19 protein-coding genes and 1 CRISPR repeat array (1 of these 20 only partly in view) are annotated in these 20,638 nt (G+C 55.9%); of the genes, 9 read left to right on the top strand and 10 right to left on the bottom strand.

Features of this window, described 5'->3' with window-relative positions; all coding sequences use genetic code 11:
- Window positions 1-133 precede the first annotated feature (133 nt).
- The 4 genes from NF78_RS22180 to NF78_RS22165 form a co-directional block, all read right to left on the bottom strand.
- Window positions 134-1,246 (bottom strand): Mrp/NBP35 family ATP-binding protein, encoded by a 1,113-nt coding sequence (locus NF78_RS22180; RefSeq protein WP_035991700.1) that lies wholly within the window; start codon window positions 1,244-1,246, stop codon window positions 134-136.
- Window positions 1,239-2,216 (bottom strand): HEAT repeat domain-containing protein, encoded by a 978-nt coding sequence (locus NF78_RS22175; protein ID WP_035991699.1) that lies wholly within the window; start codon window positions 2,214-2,216, stop codon window positions 1,239-1,241. The genes NF78_RS22180 and NF78_RS22175 overlap by 8 nt, the downstream gene beginning before the upstream one ends.
- Window positions 2,217-2,332: 116 nt before the next feature.
- The gene (locus NF78_RS22170) at window positions 2,333-2,560 is read right to left on the bottom strand and encodes a ferredoxin family protein (RefSeq protein WP_017301328.1); all 228 of its coding nucleotides are present in this window, start codon (window positions 2,558-2,560) and stop codon (window positions 2,333-2,335) included.
- Window positions 2,561-2,799: 239 nt separating this feature from the next.
- A complete protein-coding gene (locus NF78_RS22165) occupies window positions 2,800-4,503 on the bottom strand; it encodes a fumarate reductase/succinate dehydrogenase flavoprotein subunit (RefSeq protein WP_035991698.1) in 1,704 nt (567 codons plus the stop codon).
- Between the two features lie 363 nt (window positions 4,504-4,866).
- On the opposite strand from NF78_RS22165, the gene NF78_RS22160 reads away from it, so the two are divergent.
- Window positions 4,867-6,912 carry a LysR family transcriptional regulator gene (locus NF78_RS22160; RefSeq protein WP_035991697.1) on the top strand — a complete coding sequence of 682 codons (2,046 nt, stop codon included), beginning with the start codon at window positions 4,867-4,869 and terminating at the stop codon, window positions 6,910-6,912.
- A gap of 102 nt (window positions 6,913-7,014) precedes the next feature.
- Here NF78_RS22160 and NF78_RS22155 read toward each other — a convergent pair whose 3' ends face one another.
- The 4 genes from NF78_RS22155 to NF78_RS22140 all read right to left on the bottom strand — a co-directional run bounded on the left by NF78_RS22155 (window position 7,015) and on the right by NF78_RS22140 (window position 11,109).
- Window positions 7,015-7,827, bottom strand: a complete 813-nt coding sequence (locus NF78_RS22155; RefSeq protein WP_263970708.1) for an ABC transporter ATP-binding protein — start codon at window positions 7,825-7,827, stop codon at window positions 7,015-7,017.
- Between the two features lie 165 nt (window positions 7,828-7,992).
- Window positions 7,993-8,847: an ABC transporter permease gene (locus NF78_RS22150; RefSeq protein ID WP_081972838.1), complete on the bottom strand. Its 855-nt coding sequence runs from the start codon at window positions 8,845-8,847 to the stop codon at window positions 7,993-7,995.
- A gap of 335 nt (window positions 8,848-9,182) precedes the next feature.
- A complete protein-coding gene (locus NF78_RS22145; RefSeq protein WP_035991695.1) occupies window positions 9,183-10,700 on the bottom strand; it encodes an ABC transporter substrate-binding protein in 1,518 nt (505 codons plus the stop codon).
- 196 nt (window positions 10,701-10,896) lie between these two features.
- Window positions 10,897-11,109, bottom strand: a complete 213-nt coding sequence (locus NF78_RS22140; RefSeq protein WP_035991694.1) for a hypothetical protein — start codon at window positions 11,107-11,109, stop codon at window positions 10,897-10,899.
- A gap of 33 nt (window positions 11,110-11,142) precedes the next feature.
- On the opposite strand from NF78_RS22140, the gene NF78_RS33570 reads away from it, so the two are divergent.
- The 3 genes from NF78_RS33570 to NF78_RS31465 are packed head-to-tail and all read left to right on the top strand — an operon-like array spanning window position 11,143 to window position 12,115.
- Window positions 11,143-11,673 (top strand): DUF6908 domain-containing protein, encoded by a 531-nt coding sequence (locus NF78_RS33570; RefSeq protein ID WP_035991693.1) that lies wholly within the window; start codon window positions 11,143-11,145, stop codon window positions 11,671-11,673.
- A 37-nt stretch (window positions 11,674-11,710) separates the two neighbouring features.
- Window positions 11,711-11,923 (top strand): toprim domain-containing protein, encoded by a 213-nt coding sequence (locus NF78_RS22130; RefSeq protein ID WP_035991692.1) that lies wholly within the window; start codon window positions 11,711-11,713, stop codon window positions 11,921-11,923.
- Between the two features lie 3 nt (window positions 11,924-11,926).
- Complete coding sequence (locus NF78_RS31465; RefSeq protein ID WP_156119922.1) at window positions 11,927-12,115, top strand: hypothetical protein; 189 nt, start codon at window positions 11,927-11,929, stop codon at window positions 12,113-12,115.
- A 215-nt stretch (window positions 12,116-12,330) separates the two neighbouring features.
- Here the strand turns inward: NF78_RS31465 and NF78_RS22120 are convergent, their stop codons facing one another.
- Window positions 12,331-13,104 (bottom strand): hypothetical protein, encoded by a 774-nt coding sequence (locus NF78_RS22120; RefSeq protein WP_035991690.1) that lies wholly within the window; start codon window positions 13,102-13,104, stop codon window positions 12,331-12,333.
- An 86-nt stretch (window positions 13,105-13,190) separates the two neighbouring features.
- Window positions 13,191-14,630, bottom strand: coding sequence for an AAA family ATPase (locus NF78_RS22115; protein WP_081972836.1), 1,440 nt, complete (start codon window positions 14,628-14,630; stop codon window positions 13,191-13,193).
- Window positions 14,631-14,948: 318 nt separating this feature from the next.
- Between NF78_RS22115 and cas1 the strand changes: the two genes are divergently transcribed.
- From cas1 to NF78_RS22090, 5 genes are all read left to right on the top strand, one after another.
- A complete protein-coding gene (cas1, locus tag NF78_RS22110; protein WP_035991689.1) occupies window positions 14,949-16,916 on the top strand; it encodes a CRISPR-associated endonuclease Cas1 in 1,968 nt (655 codons plus the stop codon).
- Window positions 16,916-17,194, top strand: a complete 279-nt coding sequence (gene cas2, locus NF78_RS22105) for a CRISPR-associated endonuclease Cas2 (RefSeq protein WP_035991688.1) — start codon at window positions 16,916-16,918, stop codon at window positions 17,192-17,194. Before cas1 ends, cas2 begins: the two co-directional genes overlap by 1 nt.
- A gap of 14 nt (window positions 17,195-17,208) precedes the next feature.
- The gene (locus tag NF78_RS22100; protein ID WP_035991687.1) at window positions 17,209-17,628 is read left to right on the top strand and encodes a four helix bundle protein; all 420 of its coding nucleotides are present in this window, start codon (window positions 17,209-17,211) and stop codon (window positions 17,626-17,628) included.
- A gap of 125 nt (window positions 17,629-17,753) precedes the next feature.
- Window positions 17,754-18,140: a four helix bundle protein gene (locus NF78_RS22095; protein WP_035991686.1), complete on the top strand. Its 387-nt coding sequence runs from the start codon at window positions 17,754-17,756 to the stop codon at window positions 18,138-18,140.
- Window positions 18,141-18,144: 4 nt separating this feature from the next.
- On the top strand, window positions 18,145-18,876 hold the full coding sequence (locus NF78_RS22090) for a hypothetical protein (RefSeq protein ID WP_035991685.1): 732 nt from the start codon (window positions 18,145-18,147) through the stop codon (window positions 18,874-18,876).
- A 250-nt stretch (window positions 18,877-19,126) separates the two neighbouring features.
- Window positions 19,127-20,638: direct repeats of the CRISPR family, unit length 35 nt; unit sequence GTTCAAATCTCATTACCCCGCAAGGGGACGGAAAC; it runs 167 nt beyond the window's last position.

Genomic DNA, 20,638 nt, shown 5'->3' with positions numbered 1-20,638 from the left:
AAAAGGATCCCCAGTTGACGGGTTAAGTCAGGAGTGAGGTTATCGGTGGGGATCCGAAAGAGGTGGATGAGTAGATGGGTGGGTAGATAGGTCGTAGGGGTAAACGGCGTTTTCCCTGCCCCATGGTAGGTTGTCAAAAAACCATCGCCACTTCCGCCACCGTCGCCACCCCAAAGGTCGCATTCAACCCCAGGGCAATCTGGCCAAAAATCTGGCTTAGGGGGGCGTCGGGCAGCTTCAGCGGCAGGGGCACGCCCGCATCGCCCTGTTCGCAGATGCGGGGATCGATGGGCACCTGGCCCCACAGGGGCACCGAGAGTTCGGTGGCGATCTGGGCACCACCGCCGCTGCCGAAGATGGGCGTAGGTTCGCCGCAGTGGCCGCAGAGCAGGTAGCTCATATTTTCGACCAGGCCCAGCACGGGTACCCCCACCTGGCGAAACATATGGACGCTGCGGCGCACGTCGGAGACGGCCACCTGCTGGGGGGTCGTCACCATTACCACGCCGCAGATTGGGCTCTCCTGCACGATGGTGATCTGGGCGTCGCCTGTGCCGGGGGGCAGGTCGATCAGCAGGTAGTCCAGCTCGCCCCAGACCACCTCATGGAGAAACTGGGTGAGAATTTTGTGCAGCACCGGCCCGCGCCAGGCCAGGGGGTGGTCGCCCTCAGCCAGCAGCCCCACCGACATCAGCTTGATGCCGTGGGCCTCTAGGGGCACAAACCGCTGGCCCTCGGGGGTGTCGATCACCCGCACGTCCGAATGGCCTAACCCCAGCATTTGAGGCAGGTTAGGACCGTAGATGTCGGCATCCAGTAGCCCCACTCTGGCCCCGGTTTGGGCCAGGGCCGCCGCCAGATTCACGGCGGTGGTCGATTTGCCGACGCCGCCCTTGCCGCTCGACACCGCCAAGGTGGTGCGCACCCCAGGAATGGTGCAGAGCTGGGCGTAGGCTTTTTTGCACCAGGGCAATTGCCCCAGGGTGGCTTGCACCTGGTCTTGCAGGCCCAGCTGATGACGCCCCACGTAGAGCCGCAGGTAGACGTAGTCATCGACCACTTGCAGATTGCGCACCATGCCCAGGCTAACCAGGTCATTGCCCAGGGTGGGCTCGCGCAGGGTTTTGAGCTGGGCGATGACCTCGGCTTTGCGGGCGATCGCTTCAGCACTGGGAGCTACTTCGGCGGGGGCCGCACTGGCGCGATCGGTACTGGCGCGGTGGAACGGAGAGGAATGGCTAGACATGGGAGGTTTCTGGCTGAGACTTCTGGATGGCATCGATCGCGCGCTGGGAAAAAATTCGCACGTCCATGTCGGGGTCGTTGAGGGTCTGTTGCAGGGCGGGCAGGGCGTTGGCGTCGGCCAGTTTGCCCAGGGCGGTGGCCGCATCGCGGCGTACGTCGGAGTATTCGTCGGCCAGAGCCTTGATCAGCACCGGCAAAGCCTGCACGTCCGGGGTTTTCTGCAACGCCCGAGCGGTGAACTTACGCACCTGCCATTCGGGGTCATTCATAGCCGCTACCAGGGCCGGAACGGCCGCCGGGTCAGCCAGAATATCCAGCGACTGGGCCGCATTGCGCCGCACTTGCCAGTCAGGGTCGCTAGCTAGCAGGTCGCAGAGCAACGGCACCACCGCCGCATCGCTGAGGTGGCCCAGGGTGAGCGCCGTCGCCCGCCGCACCGCCTCCACCGGATCCTTGGCCAGGGCTAGGGCCGGTTCGCAGCGTACCACCTGGTTCAGGTAGCGCAGGGTAATCACCGCCGCCTCCCGCAGCTCGGGGTTCTCCGCCTCAAAGAAGGGCAGAATAAACGGCAGCGCCTGAGCATCGTGGATTTTGCGCAGCAGCACCAGGGCGTTGAGCTGAGCGTGAACATTGCCCACCTGCAACACATCCAGCAGCCGCATCAGGTCATTGGTGGAGACTAGCTCCTTCAGGGCGGACAGCGCTTCGCTGCGCACGTTCTCGTGGGGCGAACTGAGGCACTCGATCAGCGGGTTGATGGCCACCGGGTTAGCAAACTCCCACAGGGTGGTGATGGCGATCTCCTGTACGGTGGGGTTTTCGTCGTAAAGCGCCCCAATTAAGGGTTCGATCGCATCCTCATCGCCCAGGTGTTGCAGGGTTTTGACAGCGACTAGGCGGTTGTCTAGATCGGGCGATCGCAGCATCTCAACCCACTGGGCTACTTCGGGATCCATATCGGCGGTGTACATAAAGCGAGTTTCCTTAACGACGGCAGGGGAGGGGAGGGGTTTACGGTATACAGTTTGCGGTCTGCGGTTATGGCTTTTTCTTACACCGTCCACCGCTTACCGTTTACCGCGCCCCCTTATCTCAGCAAGAACGGAATCTGCACCGTAATCGCCCCCGTCGGGCATTCCTTCTCGCAGGGCAGGCAGAACCAGCACTCGTCGTACTTCATATAGGCTTTGCCGGTTTCAGGGTTTTTCACCAGCACGTCCAGGGGGCAGACCTCAATGCAGGCGTTGCATTTTTCGAGGCACTTCGATTCATCGACAATGACGGGTACGTCGACGCGTTGGGTAGTTAAGGCCATAATTTTTCGTTAAATCAATTGTCAGGGATTAGGGTTTCGTAGGGGCGCACGGTGGTGCGCCCTCACCAGATATGTTCTTTAGCCCAGGTCTTCAGGAGACAAAGATTTGAAGTCGAAGTGTAGGTTGGGTGGAGCGCTAGCAGAACCCAACAGCGGGAATTGGCGTTGGGTTGCACTTCGTTTCACCCAACCTACGGGGGTATGGGTGCAGCACAGGCGGAGGGTGGGCGGTGCCCACCCTACCGAACCGCGACGTCGTAGACTTCTTCCACCAGATCGACATCGACGATGTATGGCTCAACCGGGCGCTTAAACAGCTCCATGTGGCCGGTTTCACCCTTCTTCAGGTTGACGTGGCAGAACCACTCTTCGTTGTTCTTTTCGGGGTAGTCGAGGCGGTAGTGGTAGAGGCCCCAGCGGGTCTCTTTGCGGAACAGGGAGGCGCGGGCGGCCATTTCGGCGCAGTCACGGATGAAGTGCACCTCCATGCAGCGCATCAGCTCGTGGGGGTCGCGGGCACCCATCAGGCCGAGGGTTTCTTCGTAGGCGACGAATTTTTGCAGGCCGATATCCATGTTGTTGGGCGACTTGGGCGGCTGCAGGTAGTCGTTCACCAGGCGGCGTAGTTTGTACTCAATCTGGGTGTGGGGCACGCCGTCGGGCTGCTGGAGCGGGGCGTAGATGCGGGTCTGCTCGGCGGCGAGAAAGTCGGCGTCAGGTTCCACATGCTCCAGGTCGCGCACGTAGTCCATGGCGTTTTCACCAGCAATCCGGCCGTAGACGAAGGCTCCGATCATGTAGTTGTGGGGCACGCTGGCCATGTCGCCCGCGGCGTAGAGGCCGGGGACTGTCGTTTCAGCTCGCTCATTCACCCAGACGCCCGAGGCGCTGTGGCCGCTGCACAGGCCAATTTCAGAAATATTCATCTCGACGCCGTGGGTGCGGTAGCTTTCGCCCCGCCCGGCGTGGAAGCGGCCCCGGCTGGGGCGCTCGTTGTCCCACAGAATGGTTTCGATTTCGTTGATGGTGTCGTCGTCGAGGTGGTACATCTTCAGGTGTACCGGACCTTTGCCCGAGTGCAGCTCTTTGTAGACCTCCAGCATCATCTGGCCGCTCCAGTAGTCGCAGTTGATGAAGCGGTGGCCCTCGGCGTTGGCGGTGTAAGCGCCAAAGGGGCTGGCCACGTAGGCGCAGGCGGGGCCGTTGTAGTCTTTGATCAGCGGGTTGATCTGGAAGCACTCGATGTTGGTCAGCTCGGCCCCGGCGTGGTAGGCCATGGAATAGCCGTCGCCCGCGTTGGTGGGGTTTTCGTAGGTGCCGTAGAGGTAGCCCGAGGCGGGCAGCCCCAGACGACCGCAGGCTCCAGTACACAGCACCACCGCTTTGGCCTGAATCACCACCATATTGCCGTTGCGTACGTCCAGACCCACGGCCCCGGTGACGCGACCGTTCTGCACCATGACGCGGGTGGCCATCACCCGGTTGGTGACGTTGACCTTGTGACGCTTCACCTGGCGGGCCAAAATTTTCTTCAGGTCTTTGCCCTCGGGCATGGGCAGCACGTACTTGCCCACCCGGTGCACCTGCTTGAGGTCGTAGTTGCCCTCGTGGTCTTTTTGAAACTTGACGCCCCAGCTCTCCAACTCTTGAATCACCTCGAAGCCCAACCGGCCGGTTTCGTAAACAGCTTTCTGGTTGACGATGCCATCGTTGGCGATGGTGATTTCGCGCACGTACTGCTCGGGGGTAGAGTTGCCAGGGATGACGGCGGTGTTGACCCCGTCCATGCCCATGGCGATCGCCCCGCTGCGGCGAATGTTGGCTTTTTCTAAAATCAGCACGTCGCTCTCGGGGCTGGCCTGCTTGGCCTTAATGCCTGCCATCGTGCCAGCGGTACCACCGCCAACAACTAGAAAATCAGTTTTAAGATACTGAATGTTCACGTAACCACGTCCTCGGTTTAAACGGCAGTGAATCAAATTGTTGGGGATTAGCTAATGCTTAAAGATTGATAGCTAATCCTTGGCTTCTGGGCCTTCGCACCCTAGCTTAAAGGAGATCCTCAAAGTCAATCAATGTAGTTTGTAGCAATAGCTACGGTTTGCCCATCACAGCCTTCTATACACTCATCAAAAAACTAAATGAGATAAAACTGTTGGCTCCATTGGATACCCAAAAAGCATTTTTGGACAAGGTTTTGGCATTGCTTTTTCCTGTAACAGATTCAGTAAAGAATATGATTGAATGAGGGGCGATTGCAAAATTTAGTCTATTTCTAAACAACAATTTTAGGTGAGCCAGGCGACATGGAAATTTACCAGTTAAAAGTATTTTTAGAAGTCGCTCGCTGTCTCAGTTTTACTGAAGCAGCAGACACCCTAAATTTAACCCAGCCTGCGGTCAGCGCCAAAATTAAATGTCTAGAGTCTGAGCTTGAAACTCCTTTATTCAGGCGCTTAGGGCGGCGCATAGAGCTGACTCAGGCAGGAGAATACCTGCTCGAAGAAGGCCCCGGTCTGGTGGATTTAGAAAGCCGCCTGGTGGCTGAAATTGAAGAAATTAAGCAGGGGAAATTTAGCACCTTAAAAGTTGGCTGCATGCCCGACGTGCTGAGCAACTGGCTGCCATCGGTACTATACAAATATCGCCGGATTTATCCCGATGTACAAACCAAGTGTTTGCAGTTTGACGCCGTTGAACCGCTGTATCGCGCCATTAAGACTGGCGAGGTCGATATTGCTGTCTCAGATCTAAGTTTTTCGACTTTTGATGAAATGTTGGGGCTAGCAATTGGCTCCGTTCACTACTCGCTGATCGTGTCCAGCAGCCATCAGCTCGCTCAGCGGCCCTGGCTGAGCCTAAAAGAGCTAGCTGACCATGCCTGGGTCTTGCCCCCAGAGGGCGTACCCAGTCGCATTATGCTGCAAAAGCGGATGCAAGAATTGGGGCTAAATTTAACCGATTTTGCTCAACTCGAAGTTGTCGATGCCGCCAGTTTAATGCGCACCTATCTACTCCAGGGCCACTACCTGGGGTTTGTCTCTGACTTTGAGTTTCAAATGGAGTGCGAGGCTGGGCTGCTGCGTCGCATTCCCCTCGAAGAATTTGCCCTCGGCACGCCACTGTTTTTGCTGATGGCCAAGCGCCTGGGCCGTGCCCTGGGACTAACGGGGCAGCCCGCTAGTCGGAGTGGACTAGGTCTAGAGCCGATTCGCCAGTTTTTGGCCATGGTGCAGGGCCAGCCCGGCGTTGCCCAGGGTCTGCTTGCCAAAGGTTCGTCTTTCCCCAGCCCATTGACGGCACCATCAGCTGAAACTCCAGAGAAAGTGCCCCGGTTCCAGGCTCCTAACTTTTTGGTGCGCTCTGGTGGTACCAGCGGCACCGAGACGATCAACCTCACCATTGGCACCCAAAACCGCACGATTCAAACCGTAACGGCCGGGCTGATTATTCAGCGGCTGGGTTTGTTGGAGCATTTCTTGCCCCGCGAGGGTCGCTACAGCGGGGTGCAGTATCGGCTGCGCTGGGCTGACTACGATTCTGGGGCACCGATTGTGGCTGGGCTAGAGGCTCAGCAGATCGACATTGGGGTGCTGGGGGATTACCCGCTGCTGCTCAGTGCGGCAGCGGGGGACAGTACCGCTCCGGCGGCGGGCACTCGGCTGATCAGCTTTGTGGCCAGCAATTTAGACGGCACCGGCAATGACATCATCGTGCCGCAGCACTCGACCCTTGATTGCATCGACGATTTGGCGGGGCGGGTGATTGCGGTGCCCTTTGGCTCGGCCGCCCACGGTATGGTGATGCGATCGCTCCACCACCGCCAAATTCTCAACGATGTCACCCTAACCTCCATCGACAGCGCTGGCCCCCAGCGCTCGGGCCGCAGCTCGGCCCCGGTGGATGGCTACGCCTACTTCGCCCCTTTCCACGAAATTGCCAGGCACAAGGGCCAGTTTCGCCGCCTGCTGCACGAAAACCTCGATGGCTTGCCCACCTTCCACGGCGTCGTGATTCGCGCCGCCCTGGCCGAGCAATATCCCGAAATTGCCGTGGCCTACCTGCGATCGCTGCTGGCCGCCCAATATTGGTATGCCACTCAGCCCATGGCCACCACCCTGGTCAGTCGCTGGGTGAAGATGGATGCGGCGATTGTGACTAAGACCCTGCGCTCTAGCGCCAGCGACCAGGCCAATGTGGTCTACCTCCCCGAAACGCAGTTGCGCACCGACTGGCTCCAGGCGCATATCCAGCAGCTGGGACAGATCGCAGGGCAAGAACATCTTGGGCAAATTAACCTCGACCGTTGGATGCAGCCAGAATTTTTGGAGCGGGCGATCGCATCTTTTTGATGCCAATTTTATTACCAATCGCAGGGTGCATCCGCGCAGCGATGCACCCTCTTGGAATTTGTCTCTTCATCCTCAATAGGGCAGGGCAAACGGCGTTTGCCCCTACAGGCAGCCCTCCATGCTTTTCATCGTCTCTTCGCGGATGCACTCGAAGACTTGGCGATGCAGATTGACAAACTCCGCCGAGAGAGTGTCGTCAAAGTGGCGGGGGCGGCGCAGCCCGATCGGCAGCTCGGCCTTGATATGTCCCGGTTGCACACCCATAATGCAGATGCGATCGCCCAAAAAGATCGCCTCCTCGATGTCGTGGGTGACAAAGATCACCGTCGTTTTCAAGTCATCCCAAATGTCTAGCAGCAACTCCTGCATCATGTGGCGGGTTTGGGCATCGAGGGCCGCAAAAGGCTCATCCATCAGCAGCACCGAGGGCGAGTTGACCAGCGCCCGCACAATGCTGGCCCGCTGCTGCATCCCCCCCGACATTTGGTGGGGGTAGCTGTTGCGGTGTTTGTAGAGCCCCACCCGGTTGAGGTAGTCGTGGACGAGCTCAGTGCGATCGCCCTTGGCCATACCCCGGATTTTGAGACCTAGCTCAATGTTTTGAAACGCCGTCTTCCAAGGCAGCAGCGAGTACTGCTGAAACACAAAACCGCGATCGGCCCCGGGACGGCTAATGGGTGCCTGATCAAGCATTACATAGCCCGCTGTAGGCCTAATAAAGCCAGCAATTACATTTAGCAGCGTCGATTTGCCACAGCCTGAGGGGCCCAGCAAACAGACAAATTCTCCCGGTTTAATCCCCATTTGAATTGAATCAAGGACGAGGGTTTCGTGACCTCGATGGCGAAAGGCAACCGATAGCCCCTCGACCTGAACGGCTCCCTTAGTGGTCTGTCGTTGCTCTAGCTGCGTCATCATCACGTTGATGTATCCCCTTGAGTAGCATTAAATTAAGTTGCATCAAAAAAGTCTTGGCTGATCAGGAGTTAAGGTTGGTGACTGAGTAATAGTGGTGGCAGTGCCCACCTTACAAATTGAGAATTAAAATTCAAACCTCGGAATTCAAAACTCACCCAACCCCTAAATACTGCCCTGTTTCTTAATCACCCGCCAGGGCATTAACATCTCCATGACTCGGCTCACTGCCCAGGAACTAAACGCTCCCATCAGACCAATTAACAGCATCCCCATCACAATGGGTGGATAGTTCGAGGTTACGTAGGACTCCCAGGTGATATAGCCAATGCCGTAGCGACCCGCCAGGATTTCGGCAGTCACGAGACAAAACCAAGCATTACCCATGCCAATCACCAAACCGCTCGCGATGCTGGGCATCGCCCCCGGCACCACAATGTCTTTGAAAATATGCCAGGGCTTTGCACCCAGACACTGACCTACGCGAATCAGTACCGTATCGCTGAGGGTGCTTTCTACGCCTTTGATTGTACTTATCAGAACAGGGAAAAATGCTCCTACAAAGGTGATGAAAACCATACCGCTCTCCGCAGTCGGAAACATTAAAATGGCCAGAGGAATCCAGGCTACCGCTGGAATCGGACGCAATAGTTCTAAGGGGGGTAGTAATAGATCTTCGACCACTGCGAACCATCCAATCAGCACCCCAAGTAATATCCCCAGCCCCGCCGCGATTGTATAACCCCACAGCACCCGCACAATACTAGAACGGAAATGAACCCATGGGTTTTTTGCGAAAAAAGTTAGCGTTGCCTTGAGCACTTCAACGGGAGAAGGTACAAATTGGAAATCAATAAAGATGTTGAAGTTGATCGTACATAGAACCTGCCAAATACTAAAAAACAGGATCAGAGCCAGCAGTCTTCGTACCGGTCGCTTGGCCAGAAACAAAACATTTAGAACATTGATTATCTGCCCAAGCCAGTGCGGATAGCCTACCCGTGAAACCGAAACCGTCATGGTTTGCCTCTTAATGACAGCAAAGTGTGTAAGTTGAAAGCTACGGTAGAGCAAGCGATCGAACCATTCTGTTCCCTACGACCTGCACAAAACCCCCTCAGATGCAGTAGCGCAACCTGTTTTACCCATCACGCTACCTGCTGTTTAAGCATGTATTTAGCGAGCACCCATGGGTTAAGCCAGCTTGAAAAGAGGTATGGAGGCGGCTGTCGTCTACATTGCCGCCCCACTATGTGACGCCGTCCAAAGGTGTCTAATCTCTTTACAGGTCATTGGCGCCAGGAATCTACTGCCCCTATAGCTGTTGTAGCGGCCCAGTGCTAAGCCCTAGGTGGTTAGCGCTGGGCACCCGCCAACAGGGGAAGGCGGGCTGCATAGAGATCTTGCAGTCCTCTGAATGCAGTAATCTGTCCTCCGTTAGACGCGGCATAGGTTTGAGCATCGGCCTCAATTAAAAAGGCGGCCACCTGATCCCCATTGCTGACAAAGTAAGAGTTTTCTGCAAACAGTTTCCAGCCGTTGTTGTGGTCATGGACAAACATCACATTGGCCGCCTGCCCCTCGGCCTGAAGCTCAACCAGGGCCTTGACCATGTTGCCAATAGAGGCAAAGCTTCTGACCGTCTCTTCTCCCTGGACCCAAAACTGGGCTGCTTGTTTGGGATCAGTTATGGCCTCGCCAGTGAGGGCATCTTCGCCGCTAATTTGGTAACCCTCTGCTGTAGCAACCACCTCATCGTAGTCTAATCCCATTTCCTCCATCGCCTGGAGCAAGTAGCTTTCATCAATCCAGTTAGTCACCTCTGCCGGGTCTACGGGATTGTCGAGGCGGCCCAATTTGGTCAATGTGGCGATGCTGTTTTTGAGCGAGTTAACTTGCACCTCGCCAATGGTAGGGTTAAGGGGCTGAAGACCAGAGGGACCTAGAAACATATAGACTACCTCTTTATCGACCCCAGACCACTCTTGAATCTGTGCCGAAATACCTTCAGGATCTTCGCGAAACATCTGGTTCGCTTCTAAAATTGCTTTCAGATAAGCCACCACAATTTCAGGGTGTTCTTCGGCGAAATCTGTTCGCACCACAATTCCGTGGAGAGTTGGCACACCAGTTTGGGCTCCGTCAAAAATCTTCCTCGCAAAACCGCGAAAGGGGAACAATTCACCAAAGGGAACAAAATCAGCATGGGCATCAATTTGACCCGTGCGCAAACTCGCACCACCGACCTCTGGAGCCTGACTAATGAGCTCCACATCGGTTTCTGGATCAAGACCAGCATCGGCCAGTGCATTGAGCAACATGCCATGGGCGGCTGAGCCAAAGGGAACTGAAACGGTGCCGCCCTTGAGATCGGCCAGGGATGTAGCAGTGCTGTCCTTAGGAACTACCACCGCATTACCAGCACCCGTAGGACTGTAGGCTAAAGTACCCACAAAAACTGAATTTGCATCTTTAGCTTCTTGCTGAAACTTAATTAAATTAATTACCGCTGGGAAGTCGCCCATCAAACCGATATCGAGCTGATTGGCCAGCATTTTGTTGGTAATTGGGGGACCAGAGGTGTAGCTTGACCACTCAATTTCGTACCTAACGCCTTCGTATTTACCATCGGTGGGCAAATGTTTCTCTAGCAGTTCTAGCTCACGCACCGTTGCCCCACCAACCGCTGTATTAATGACCTGATCTTGGGTGCCAATGGCAATTCGAATGACTTGCCCTGAATTGCTTCCTGACCCCGAACTACCTCCGTTAGAACCCACTTCACCTGATGAGCAAGCTCCCACAAAAAGAACCGAGGTTACCAACAAACCCGACGCAATTTTTTTTCGAGACCAACCTAGAAAGTAGCGCATATTTTTCCTGCATCAACTCATCTGAGGCTCATTTATTCATCAACCTTAGATAGAGACTGTAAACCGAGATACATCCTGGTTTATACAGCGGCTTAACTCATCATTCTTTTTTCTGGCTTCATTCAAATCGCTTATAGACCATATTTCCTAACTCGATTAGATGGAAAACCCGTGATGCTACGGGTTGATATACAGCTCAGATGAGTGGGATATATTGCCTATCCACCACCCAGGCCAAGGACGCCATGGTCTTGTTGTTTGTCTTTAGTCCTTCGGCAGCTTCGATGCCGATTTTGACCTCGTCGCGCAGGGCTTGGTGCCCCCAATGGGCCAACTTAAAAAGTGGATTCTGCGGTTTTTGAGGAATGCCGGAATTGAGCAGGAGGTCAAGACCTCCTAGGAGTTTCATCTACGGATCGAGAATGAGTCGTTTATACCGCTGGTGGTGGAGCGGCAGGGGGATGAGCTGTACCTGACCCACTACCTGACCCAGAACGGCGATATGTTCATCGACTCGGAGATGGTATTTCGGGTGCGGGGGGAGGGGCACATCGAGTTTAAGGAGACGGCGGTGCAGATTGCGCGGGGTGGGGAGTCGCGGCTGCCCGATGGTCACAGGACCGGCCCAAAGGGCCATCGCGTTTTGCTGAGATCTTCTCCAAAAACATTGTTCAGCAAGGGTTCGCGGAAGCCGCCCAAGCTCAGCTTCAGGCCCAGGCAGAGCCCGAAGTGTCCCCGCAAGAACCGGAGGATAAGCGATAGCATCAGCGGGCCGCTGTTTATGGATTGGTTAGCGGATGCTGGGGGGTGGGGCGCGATCGCCCTGGTGATGCGCGTACCAGAATGCTGCGTTTGTGCGCCACAGCCTGCAAGCGCAATCCTGGCAGCGGGGGAAGGTTTTGGGGGCCAGCTTGCGCGGTACCTGGGGAGAGAGCAACCACTTTCATGGGTTAGCGCCAGGCTCGGCCCGTGACCAGGGATAGTTTTGGATTGGCACGGGGCAGGGGCCGGTGAACCGGGTGCTGCTGGTGGAGTCGCCAATTGATGCGATGTCGCTGGCGGTGCTGGATCGGGCGCAGCGGGGGCCGGAGGGGGTGTCGATTTACCTTTCAACGGATGGTTCTGGAGGGGTGCCGGTTGAGGCACTGAAGACGGTGCTGCGGAGTGGGGGGGTGGTGGCGGCGGGGTTTGATGCGGATGGGGCGGGGGAGACTATGGCCTGACGGGTGGCGCAGCAGGTGCCGGGGATTGAGCGGCTGACACCGAACCAGGGGAAGGACTGGAATGAGATGCTGGTCAATCCGGAGGGCGGCGGCAATGGGTGGCAGCAGAGCCGCCCGGAGTTGGGGCAACTCTGGGGATGGCATGGACAGCCGTGGCGCTGGGAAGACCAGAGGGGTATTTGGGGCGGATAACGGAGGTGGCGAAGGAAGTAGCGAAAGGACAGCCGCTTTCGGAGAAAAGGAAGTAGCGAAAGGACAGCCGCTTTCGGAGAAGGCGATCGCAGCTATGCAGCGAGATCTAGGAGGTAGGGTGTCCCCAGTGAACAACAAGGCCACCGAAGTGGAGATGTAGTGGCCCACTATTTTGTCCTATCAACACAGGTGACTGTATTTGTTGGATGGCATGCTTAAGGGACCACTTGGCGATCGCTATAAGCCACATAAGCTGAATCCACCACGGCCCCCATCAGGGCTACTGGGGTATTTGCTGAGGAGTAGTATTTCACATCCTCTGGGAAGGTTTGGCTAAGCAGGTCGATTGCCCCAATGCGTCCCTGGCCGGGGCGCACATAGACAACTAAAATTGGGCGACCAATCCTAAGCTCGATCAGCCCCTGGATTAACTCGTTAACCAGAGCATCGCGTTTTTTATAGCCGTCCTCTCGTACCGCCGCGTCGGGGGAAGCAATCTCGGGGACTGCTAAAATTTCGCAGTTGACAAAATCAATCACTAGAACGCTGCCCAATCGCCCCTGAGGTTTTTGATTTGGGTGCCACAGGCGCACATCCGAGAAACCCCGTCCAGTCAGCAGGGCGTATTCCAAGGGCTCTTTACTGGGTGGGGCAGGGACGTAGTAGTCCACCACGGTGTTGCTGATAATTTGCTCGGTGCGGAAGGTGCGCTGAATGTTGCGCGCCTCAGCTTGAATCAGCGGTTCGATGTGGTCAGATAGCTCCTGGCGCACCATACGGGTGGCCATTTCTCGGGCATCGTCTAGATTGCTCTTGAAGAACCAGGTGAGCAACCCACCCAGCAGCGCCAAAAAGCCCAGGAAAACGGTGTTCAACTGTAAGACAAACTCTAGCTGGCTTTTCAGCAGCTCGACCTCAGCGGTAGGTGAGGGGGTTGGAGCTTGGGCCAGTAGCGGCAGAGCAAAGTCAACCAGAGACACTGTACTCATGGGAATGGCGTTTTGAGGGCTGACTCAGGATATAGCAGGATGGAGGAAGAGCGAAGAACGAAAAGCAAAGAACGAAAAGGAAAGTTTTAGACCAGTTCATCCAGGTGCTTGAAATGCTCCAGGGCAACGCTGCGAATCAGGCTGTGCTGTCGCAGGGTGTAGCGCTCTGACTCAATCGCATCTTCGACCAAAAAGCGATCGCGCAGGGCATCCAAGGCCAGTGACGCTTTTTCTGGGGCGCAGTCCCAGTAGTCTAGATGGCTGAGCCACCAGTCTTCGGGTACGGCACAGCGGTAGACCGCTGCCTCGCAGAGCAAAATGTAGGCAAATTTGGCCTCTTGGCGGAGGCGCTGAAAGGTGTGTTCTAGGCGCTGGCGCACGTTGCGGCGTAGGGTTTGGGTAAAGCGATCGAGCTGCCAGCGGTCATCGGCACCAACGGCTTGGCCAGCGGTAGCAGCGGCGATCGCACCCTCCACCGCCTCAATCTCTCGACCGTAGCGCTGCCAGTAGGCCACCACATTGCCAAAGTAGGGCCGACTGCCGATCTCGCCAGCGATCACCCGCAGGGCCAGGGGGTGTCCTTCGTAGGCATGGCCCATGCGCGCCAGGTAGGTGTATCCCTCAGCATCAAGGGATGCGGCTAGCCCGGTCTTGTCGAATAGGGCCAGTTGTTCGGAGGCTGATAGCCCCGTGAGTAGTTGGGTAGCCCAGTGGTTGCGGTAGCGAGTGCCAAGGGCCAGCAACTGGCTCGGCAACTCCTGCGAGGTGAGAATGATGCGGCTCTGGAAGCTGTCAGCGGCTAGCACCTGCTGAAAAAACTGCAAAAACCCCTCATCCTTAAATTCGCTCCAGCCCTCCTGCTCGTTGCCCTGGAGCCATTCTTCCAAAGAGTCGATTAGCAGTAGCTGGCGACGGGTCTGGAGCGCCTGCACCAGGCGGGCCAAAAGCTGGGGTCGGTCGGTGCGATCGCTTGGGGTGACGGCCTCCCCCAGCTTTTCCAGCATCCGCGCCGCAAAGCTGCCAAAGTCGGGCACCTGCTCCTGGGCCTCCACGGTCTCTCTCAGGGGCACTCCGAATGCCGATAATTCCAGCGAAAGCCGCTCGGCCAGAGACGTTTTGCCCACCCCAACAATGCCTGTGATCATCAGCAGACGACAGCGATCCTGCACCTGAGCCGTCAACTCCGCTATCAGCGCCTCTCGACCTACCCAGCCCTTGTCATAGGCATAGAAGGTCATCGGTGATGCTGACCCCTCAGCGATTCTCGTCCCGAGAGGCTTCGCCAACGCAGCTGCCTGAGTCTCTCCTGGAGCCAAAATCAGCTCTCTCGGTTCCAAGCCCAGGGCTTCAGCAATCTCCTCAAACTTGGCGATCGATACCTTTACCCCCCGGCAAAAGTTGCTCACCGTAGAAAGCGCAATTTCCAAATGAGCCGCCAGATCGCCCTGGGTGAGAAAGCCGTTGCGCTCTAGGGCGATCGCCACAGCTTGCCTGTGATGGGGGTGAACAGCAACGGAGCGGGGCATGGGGGAAAGAGGGAAAAGGGAAGAACGAAGAACGAAAAGGGAAAAGGCGGATGTGGCTCAATTTTATCTTTCCTTTTGGCTGTGCTCTCAATAGGCAGACCTGTTGGCTATTAGCTCTGTGGAATCGGCAACCCACCAATCTCCGTTCTTCTTTTTTCGTTCTTCGTTCTTCAGGCATGAACTCAGTCCCAAACTCAGTCCCAACTCAGGGCTGAGTTCAGATACCCCCTTGCGAGGATGACCCTGTGAACCAGAGGAGGCCACTGGCCCAACCCAATCACCTTCTTCGTTCTTCGTTTTTCATTCTTCTTTCTTCCTATGAACCTCTATCGAGAACAACTCGCCACCGCCTGGCACCTGGTCGAACGGGGCAGCCAGGCCGCTGGGGTAGATGGCATGACGGTGGATTTGTTTAGGGGCATTGCCCAGGAGCAAATTCGGCTGCTGCATCAGCAGATGCGGCAGGAGCGCTATGTCGCCAGCCCAGCCAAGGGCTTTTACCTGCCCAAAAAGAGTGGGGGAAATCGCCTGATTGGCATCCCTACGGTGAAGGATCGGATTGTGCAGCGCTATCTGCTGCAAAGCATCTATCCCAAGCTGGAGGATGCCTTTAGCGATGCGGCTTTTGCCTATCGCCCCGGCCTCTCGATCTATACCGCTGTCGATCGGGTGATGGAGCGCTATCGTCACTCCCCGGCCTGGGTGATTAAGGTTGATATTCAGCAGTTTTTTGACACTCTATCTTGGCCGGTGCTGCTGCACCAGCTCGATCAGCTAGGCTTGCCGCCCCTGTGGGTGCGGTGGATTGAGCATCAGCTCAAGGCGGGGATGGTGATCAATGGCCATTTCTATCGCCCCAACCAGGGAGTATTGCAGGGCAGCATTTTGTCTGGGGCGCTGGCCAACCTGTATTTGAACGACTTTGACTGCCGCTGCCTAGAGGCCGATATCACCCTGGTGCGCTACGGCGACGACTGCGTGGCCGTGTGCCAGAGCTACCTCGAAGCCAGCCGATCCCTGGCCCTTATGCAGGACTGGATTGAAGACCTCTACCTCACCCTGCATCCCGAGAAGACCCAGATCATTCCGCCTGATCAGGAGTTTGTGTTTTTGGGGCATCGGTTTCAAGGGGGTGATGTGGAACCGCCAGAAAGGCAAAAGGTAGCAAGCAAAAAGCAGAAAACGGCCAAGGCGGTGTGGGGGCCGCCGAAGGTGTGCAGCATCGTGAAAAGTCCCCAGCCCATAGCGAAATCATCCACTGACGAATATTGGAGGGACGGCATGACCACTCTGTACGTGACCGACCAGGGAGCCTATTTACGGGTCAAGCAGCAGCAGTTTCAAGTATTTCATCAGCAGGAGCTGCGCTGCTCAGTACCTGCCAGCCAGATTAGCCATGTGGTGTTATTTGGAGCCTGCACCGTGTCGCACGGGGCGGTGCGGCTGGCTCTACAACGGCGCATTCCGCTGCTATACCTGTCGAATAAGGGCCGCTATTTTGGCCGTTTGCAGACCACCGGGCAGGCCAAGCTGGAGTATCTGACCCAGCAGGTTTACAAGTCTCAAGACCCAGACTTTATTCGCACCCAGGCGGCCAGCACCATTGTCGGCAAGCTGCACAACTCGCGGATTTTGCTGCTGCGGTTGAACCGACGGCGCAAGACCGAGAGGGCGACCCAGGCCATAGCCACCCTGGCGGAGCTAATGGAAACGGTGCCCACCGCCGATTCGGTGGAGGCCATGCTGGGCTACGAAGGCACTGGGGCCAACCAGTATTTTCAGGCCTATGCCTCGCTGCTGAAGGGCAAATTTGAGTTTGAGAAGCGCACCCGCCGCCCGCCCACCGACCCAGTCAACAGCCTGCTGAGCCTGGGCTACACGCTGCTATCGCAGAACGTGCATGCCATGGTCGAGGGGGTGGGCTTGCACACCCATTTTGGCAATCTACACAAGCCCCAGGCCAACCGGCCCTCCCTGGTGTGCGACCTGGTGGAAGAGTTTCGCGCCATTGCGGTGGATTCTTTGGTGGCCTACCTGATCAACTCCAACATTTTCAAGCCGGACGACTTTACGCCCCCCGATGAACGCGGCGGAGTTTACCTACACCCCGATGCGATGAAGCGCTTTCTCAAGCATTGGGAGGAGAAGCTGCAGCAGAGCGTAACCCATCCCCATACGGGCTACAAGGTCAGCTATCGGCGCTGTTTAGAGTTGCAGGTCTGGGAATATGTGGCCTGTTTGATGGGTGAGCAGCCGGTGTATCGACCCATGAGGATGGAGAAGTAATGTTCTACCTCGTCACCTACGACATCGTGCTCGATCGCCGCCGCAACAAGGTAGCGCACATCCTCGAAGGCTACGGCATGCGGGTGCAGAAGTCGGTGTTTGAGTGTGTGCTGACCCCCGATCAGCGGGAGATGTTGCAACGCAAGCTCAGCCGCTACATCAAGCCCGAAGAAGACCAGGTGCGCTTTTATCCACTTTCACCTCGCTATCGCAAAAAAGTGCTCGTTCTGGGGCTACAGCCCCAGCGAGAAGTTGACGACGTGGCCTTTATTGTCTGACCGGAGAAATCATCATGCAGAACTTTGTTCACAGCTTTCGAGACCTTCAGGTCTATCAGTTGGCCTTTGAAGGCTCGGTTGATTTATATCGCCTGATCCAACAATTTCCTCAGGGTTTCGATACGTACCTGGCGGCAAAGCTCCTATCGACATCTCGGGCGGTGCGCGCCAATATTGCTGCGGCCTGGGGTAAACGACGCAATTTGGAAGCCTTGATCGGCCATCTCAGCACGGCTCAGCTGGAGGCAGCCGAGATGCAAATTTGGATTGAAGCGGCTACTGGTGCTGGGTATCTCACGGCTGACGTGGGGCAAGGCTTGTATGACCGCTATCGCTGCATTTATGTGGCCCTCGATCAGCTGATGGCGAGCGCGATGGCGACGGCCAAGCGGCGGCAGGGGAGCCGGGGGGCGATTTGGCGGGCGACGGCCTGATGGGAAAGAGGGAAAAACGAAAAACGAAGAACGAAAGGCGTAATTCGTAAACAGCAGGATGAATTTTCCTCTCTTTCCTTTTCGTTTTTCCCTTTTCTATCTTCACTTTTAAAGGGACAACCACCATGCACGACTTCATTCACAGCTACCAAGAGCTTCAGGTTTATCAACTGGCATTCAACTGCTCGATGGATATTTACCGCCTCTCGCGAGGGTTTCCGGAGGAAGAGAAAGACCTGCTGACCCGGCAGTCGCTGACGGCATCGCGATCGGTGTGTGCCAGCATTGCCGAGGCCTGGGGCAAGCGTCGCTACCGTAAGGCTTTTGTGGCTAAGCTCAGCGATGCCCAAGCGGAGGCGGCAGAGATGCAGACCTGGGTGCAGGTCGCTATTCGGTGCGGGTATTTAGACACTGAAGCCGGACAAGAGCTATTTGGCCACTATCGAACCATTTTTGCCGCCCTGGAGCGGTTAGCCGACAACGCTTCTGTTTGGGTCAAACCTCTGGAGTAAGCCTATGCTAAACCTCATCCTCAACTGGCTTGGGCAAGGCTATCTAGCGTCGCAGGCCAGGCTGCAGCCCTTAATTGACGGAGTGTCGGGCAAAGACCGCCGAGACAAACGACGACTGATGAAACACCTCTCGACCCTACAAGCCGAGCAAAACCTTATGCAGCAAGAGTCCGCAGAAAATCAACGACTGGCCAATCTAGAAATACGGGGCCTAGCAGCGCTCAAGAAGCAGGCCGAAGACGAACGCGACGACCTGCAACTGCAGGTCTGGGAACTTGAACAGCAGCTTCAAGAACTCATGGGCTACCTGGCTCAAGCCCATGGCAACCCCGTCCAACTCCAAAGCGTGGTGCCCTGTCCAGCGCTCCATGCCGCCCCAGAAGCCCCGACGCCAGATTTATCTCTAATCGTCCTAGGTCTGGTGGGTGGGCACCCCGCCACCCGGCGGAGCGTGATCAAAGAACTCACCACCCATTACGGGCTCAAACACTGGGTCACGATTCCGCCGCTGCGAGAGGCCAGCATCCGCAAGGGCAAACTCAAGAAAAAGCTTAGCTGCTGCACCCTGATCGTCATCATTGCCGATTACATGAGCCACCCTCTAACCCGCGCCATTTATAGCCTGCAAGCCTCAGGAGCGCTTAACGGAGAGGTCGTGTTGCTGAACTGCCACGGCAAAAGCGGTGTTCTCCGCGACATTTTGATGCACGTCAATCGTCAAAATATTGAGAAATGATTGGTTTCTGTTGGCAATGGCAAATTATTTGGCTAATATCGCTGTATAGCTGACTCTTTCGTTAGGGTCTGCCGAACCTTGAAAACCGCATTATTTCGTTGACCCCCGCGAATCACTTACCCTGTAAGGCTTTCAGCCTATTTCTCAGGGTGTCTGTTGACAGCAATTCGCAATAATTTCACCTTCCGTTAGACCCCCACGAAAATGGCTATCTAGAACCCTTGTCCCGTAAGGGTTCTAGAGGCCGGGGGTTCAAATCTCATTACCCCGCAAGGGGACGGAAACCCTCAGTCTCAACCTCGTTCTCTGCGAGCTCCTCTGAGGTTCAAATCTCATTACCCCGCAAGGGGACGGAAACGCTCTGCAGTTCCTCAAAAGAGGATACTTCACCGTCGAATGTTCAAATCTCATTACCCCGCAAGGGGACGGAAACAGGTTCCGATGGTCGGGCAGTAGCCCGGACCACCTGTTCAAATCTCATTACCCCGCAAGGGGACGGAAACCAGCTAATCTCATGTCGCATCATCCATGTGTCTCGTTCAAATCTCATTACCCCGCAAGGGGACGGAAACTTGTTGGCGAGCTTCTTGCAGTTCTTGACGTGCTGTTCAAATCTCATTACCCCGCAAGGGGACGGAAACTTCCAGGAGCGTTTGAAACTGGGCCTGACCTTTTGTTCAAATCTCATTACCCCGCAAGGGGACGGAAACTAATTGGCTGACCGTTGAAGGTATACCGAATTGTGGTTCAAATCTCATTACCCCGCAAGGGGACGGAAACCCGTTGGGGCAGGGGACGCTTTGGTCTTTGTCCCGTTCAAATCTCATTACCCCGCAAGGGGACGGAAACCATCACAGCTGATGTGAATTCACCAACATTTGTGTGTTCAAATCTCATTACCCCGCAAGGGGACGGAAACTGGTATTGAGCTCCCTGATAACGCTTATTTAAAAGCGTTCAAATCTCATTACCCCGCAAGGGGACGGAAACTTCATACTGCTCGTTTCCGATAACCACTGTGTTATATTGGTTCAAATCTCATTACCCCGCAAGGGGACGGAAACGAGGAGGTTACATCAAAATTTACGGGGATTTCATCTTGTTCAAATCTCATTACCCCGCAAGGGGACGGAAACAGGGTCCAAACCTTATTGTAATTCCGGATATACTCCAGTTCAAATCTCATTACCCCGCAAGGGGACGGAAACATTTTCAAGCCTGTCACGTGCGCGTGGTCTGACCCGTAGGGTTCAAATCTCATTACCCCGCAAGGGGACGGAAACGCAAAGCCCGAGATATTGCCGAAAGTAGACCCAGGTTCAAATCTCATTACCCCGCAAGGGGACGGAAACCCCTGGGTTGGGTACCGGGTATGCCCAAGGGCAAGTTCAAATCTCATTACCCCGCAAGGGGACGGAAACCCTCCTCTGCTGCAGGCCACCCACACGAATAGCACTCGTTCAAATCTCATTACCCCGCAAGGGGACGGAAACACAGAAACAAGGCCAAACACAGTAGTCGTGGTAGTGTTCAAATCTCATTACCCCGCAAGGGGACGGAAACGAGCAGGAGTAGGCTCGGGAGCGTTGGTTACTGCGGTTCAAATCTCATTACCCCGCAAGGGGACGGAAACGTACAACATGACGTCGTTCCAGCTCATACCTTCTGAAGGTTCAAATCTCATTACCCCGCAAGGGGACGGAAACAATGTAAATTTTGCGACCACTGTGTTGTTGGTCGATGAAGGTTCAAATCTCATTAC

The organism is Leptolyngbya sp. KIOST-1, from assembly GCF_000763385.1.
In the GTDB taxonomy this organism is placed as follows: Bacteria; Cyanobacteriota; Cyanobacteriia; order Phormidesmidales; family Phormidesmidaceae; genus Nodosilinea.
Note: the sequence above shows the minus strand (reverse complement) of the source record. Positions and strands in the feature narration are given on the sequence as shown.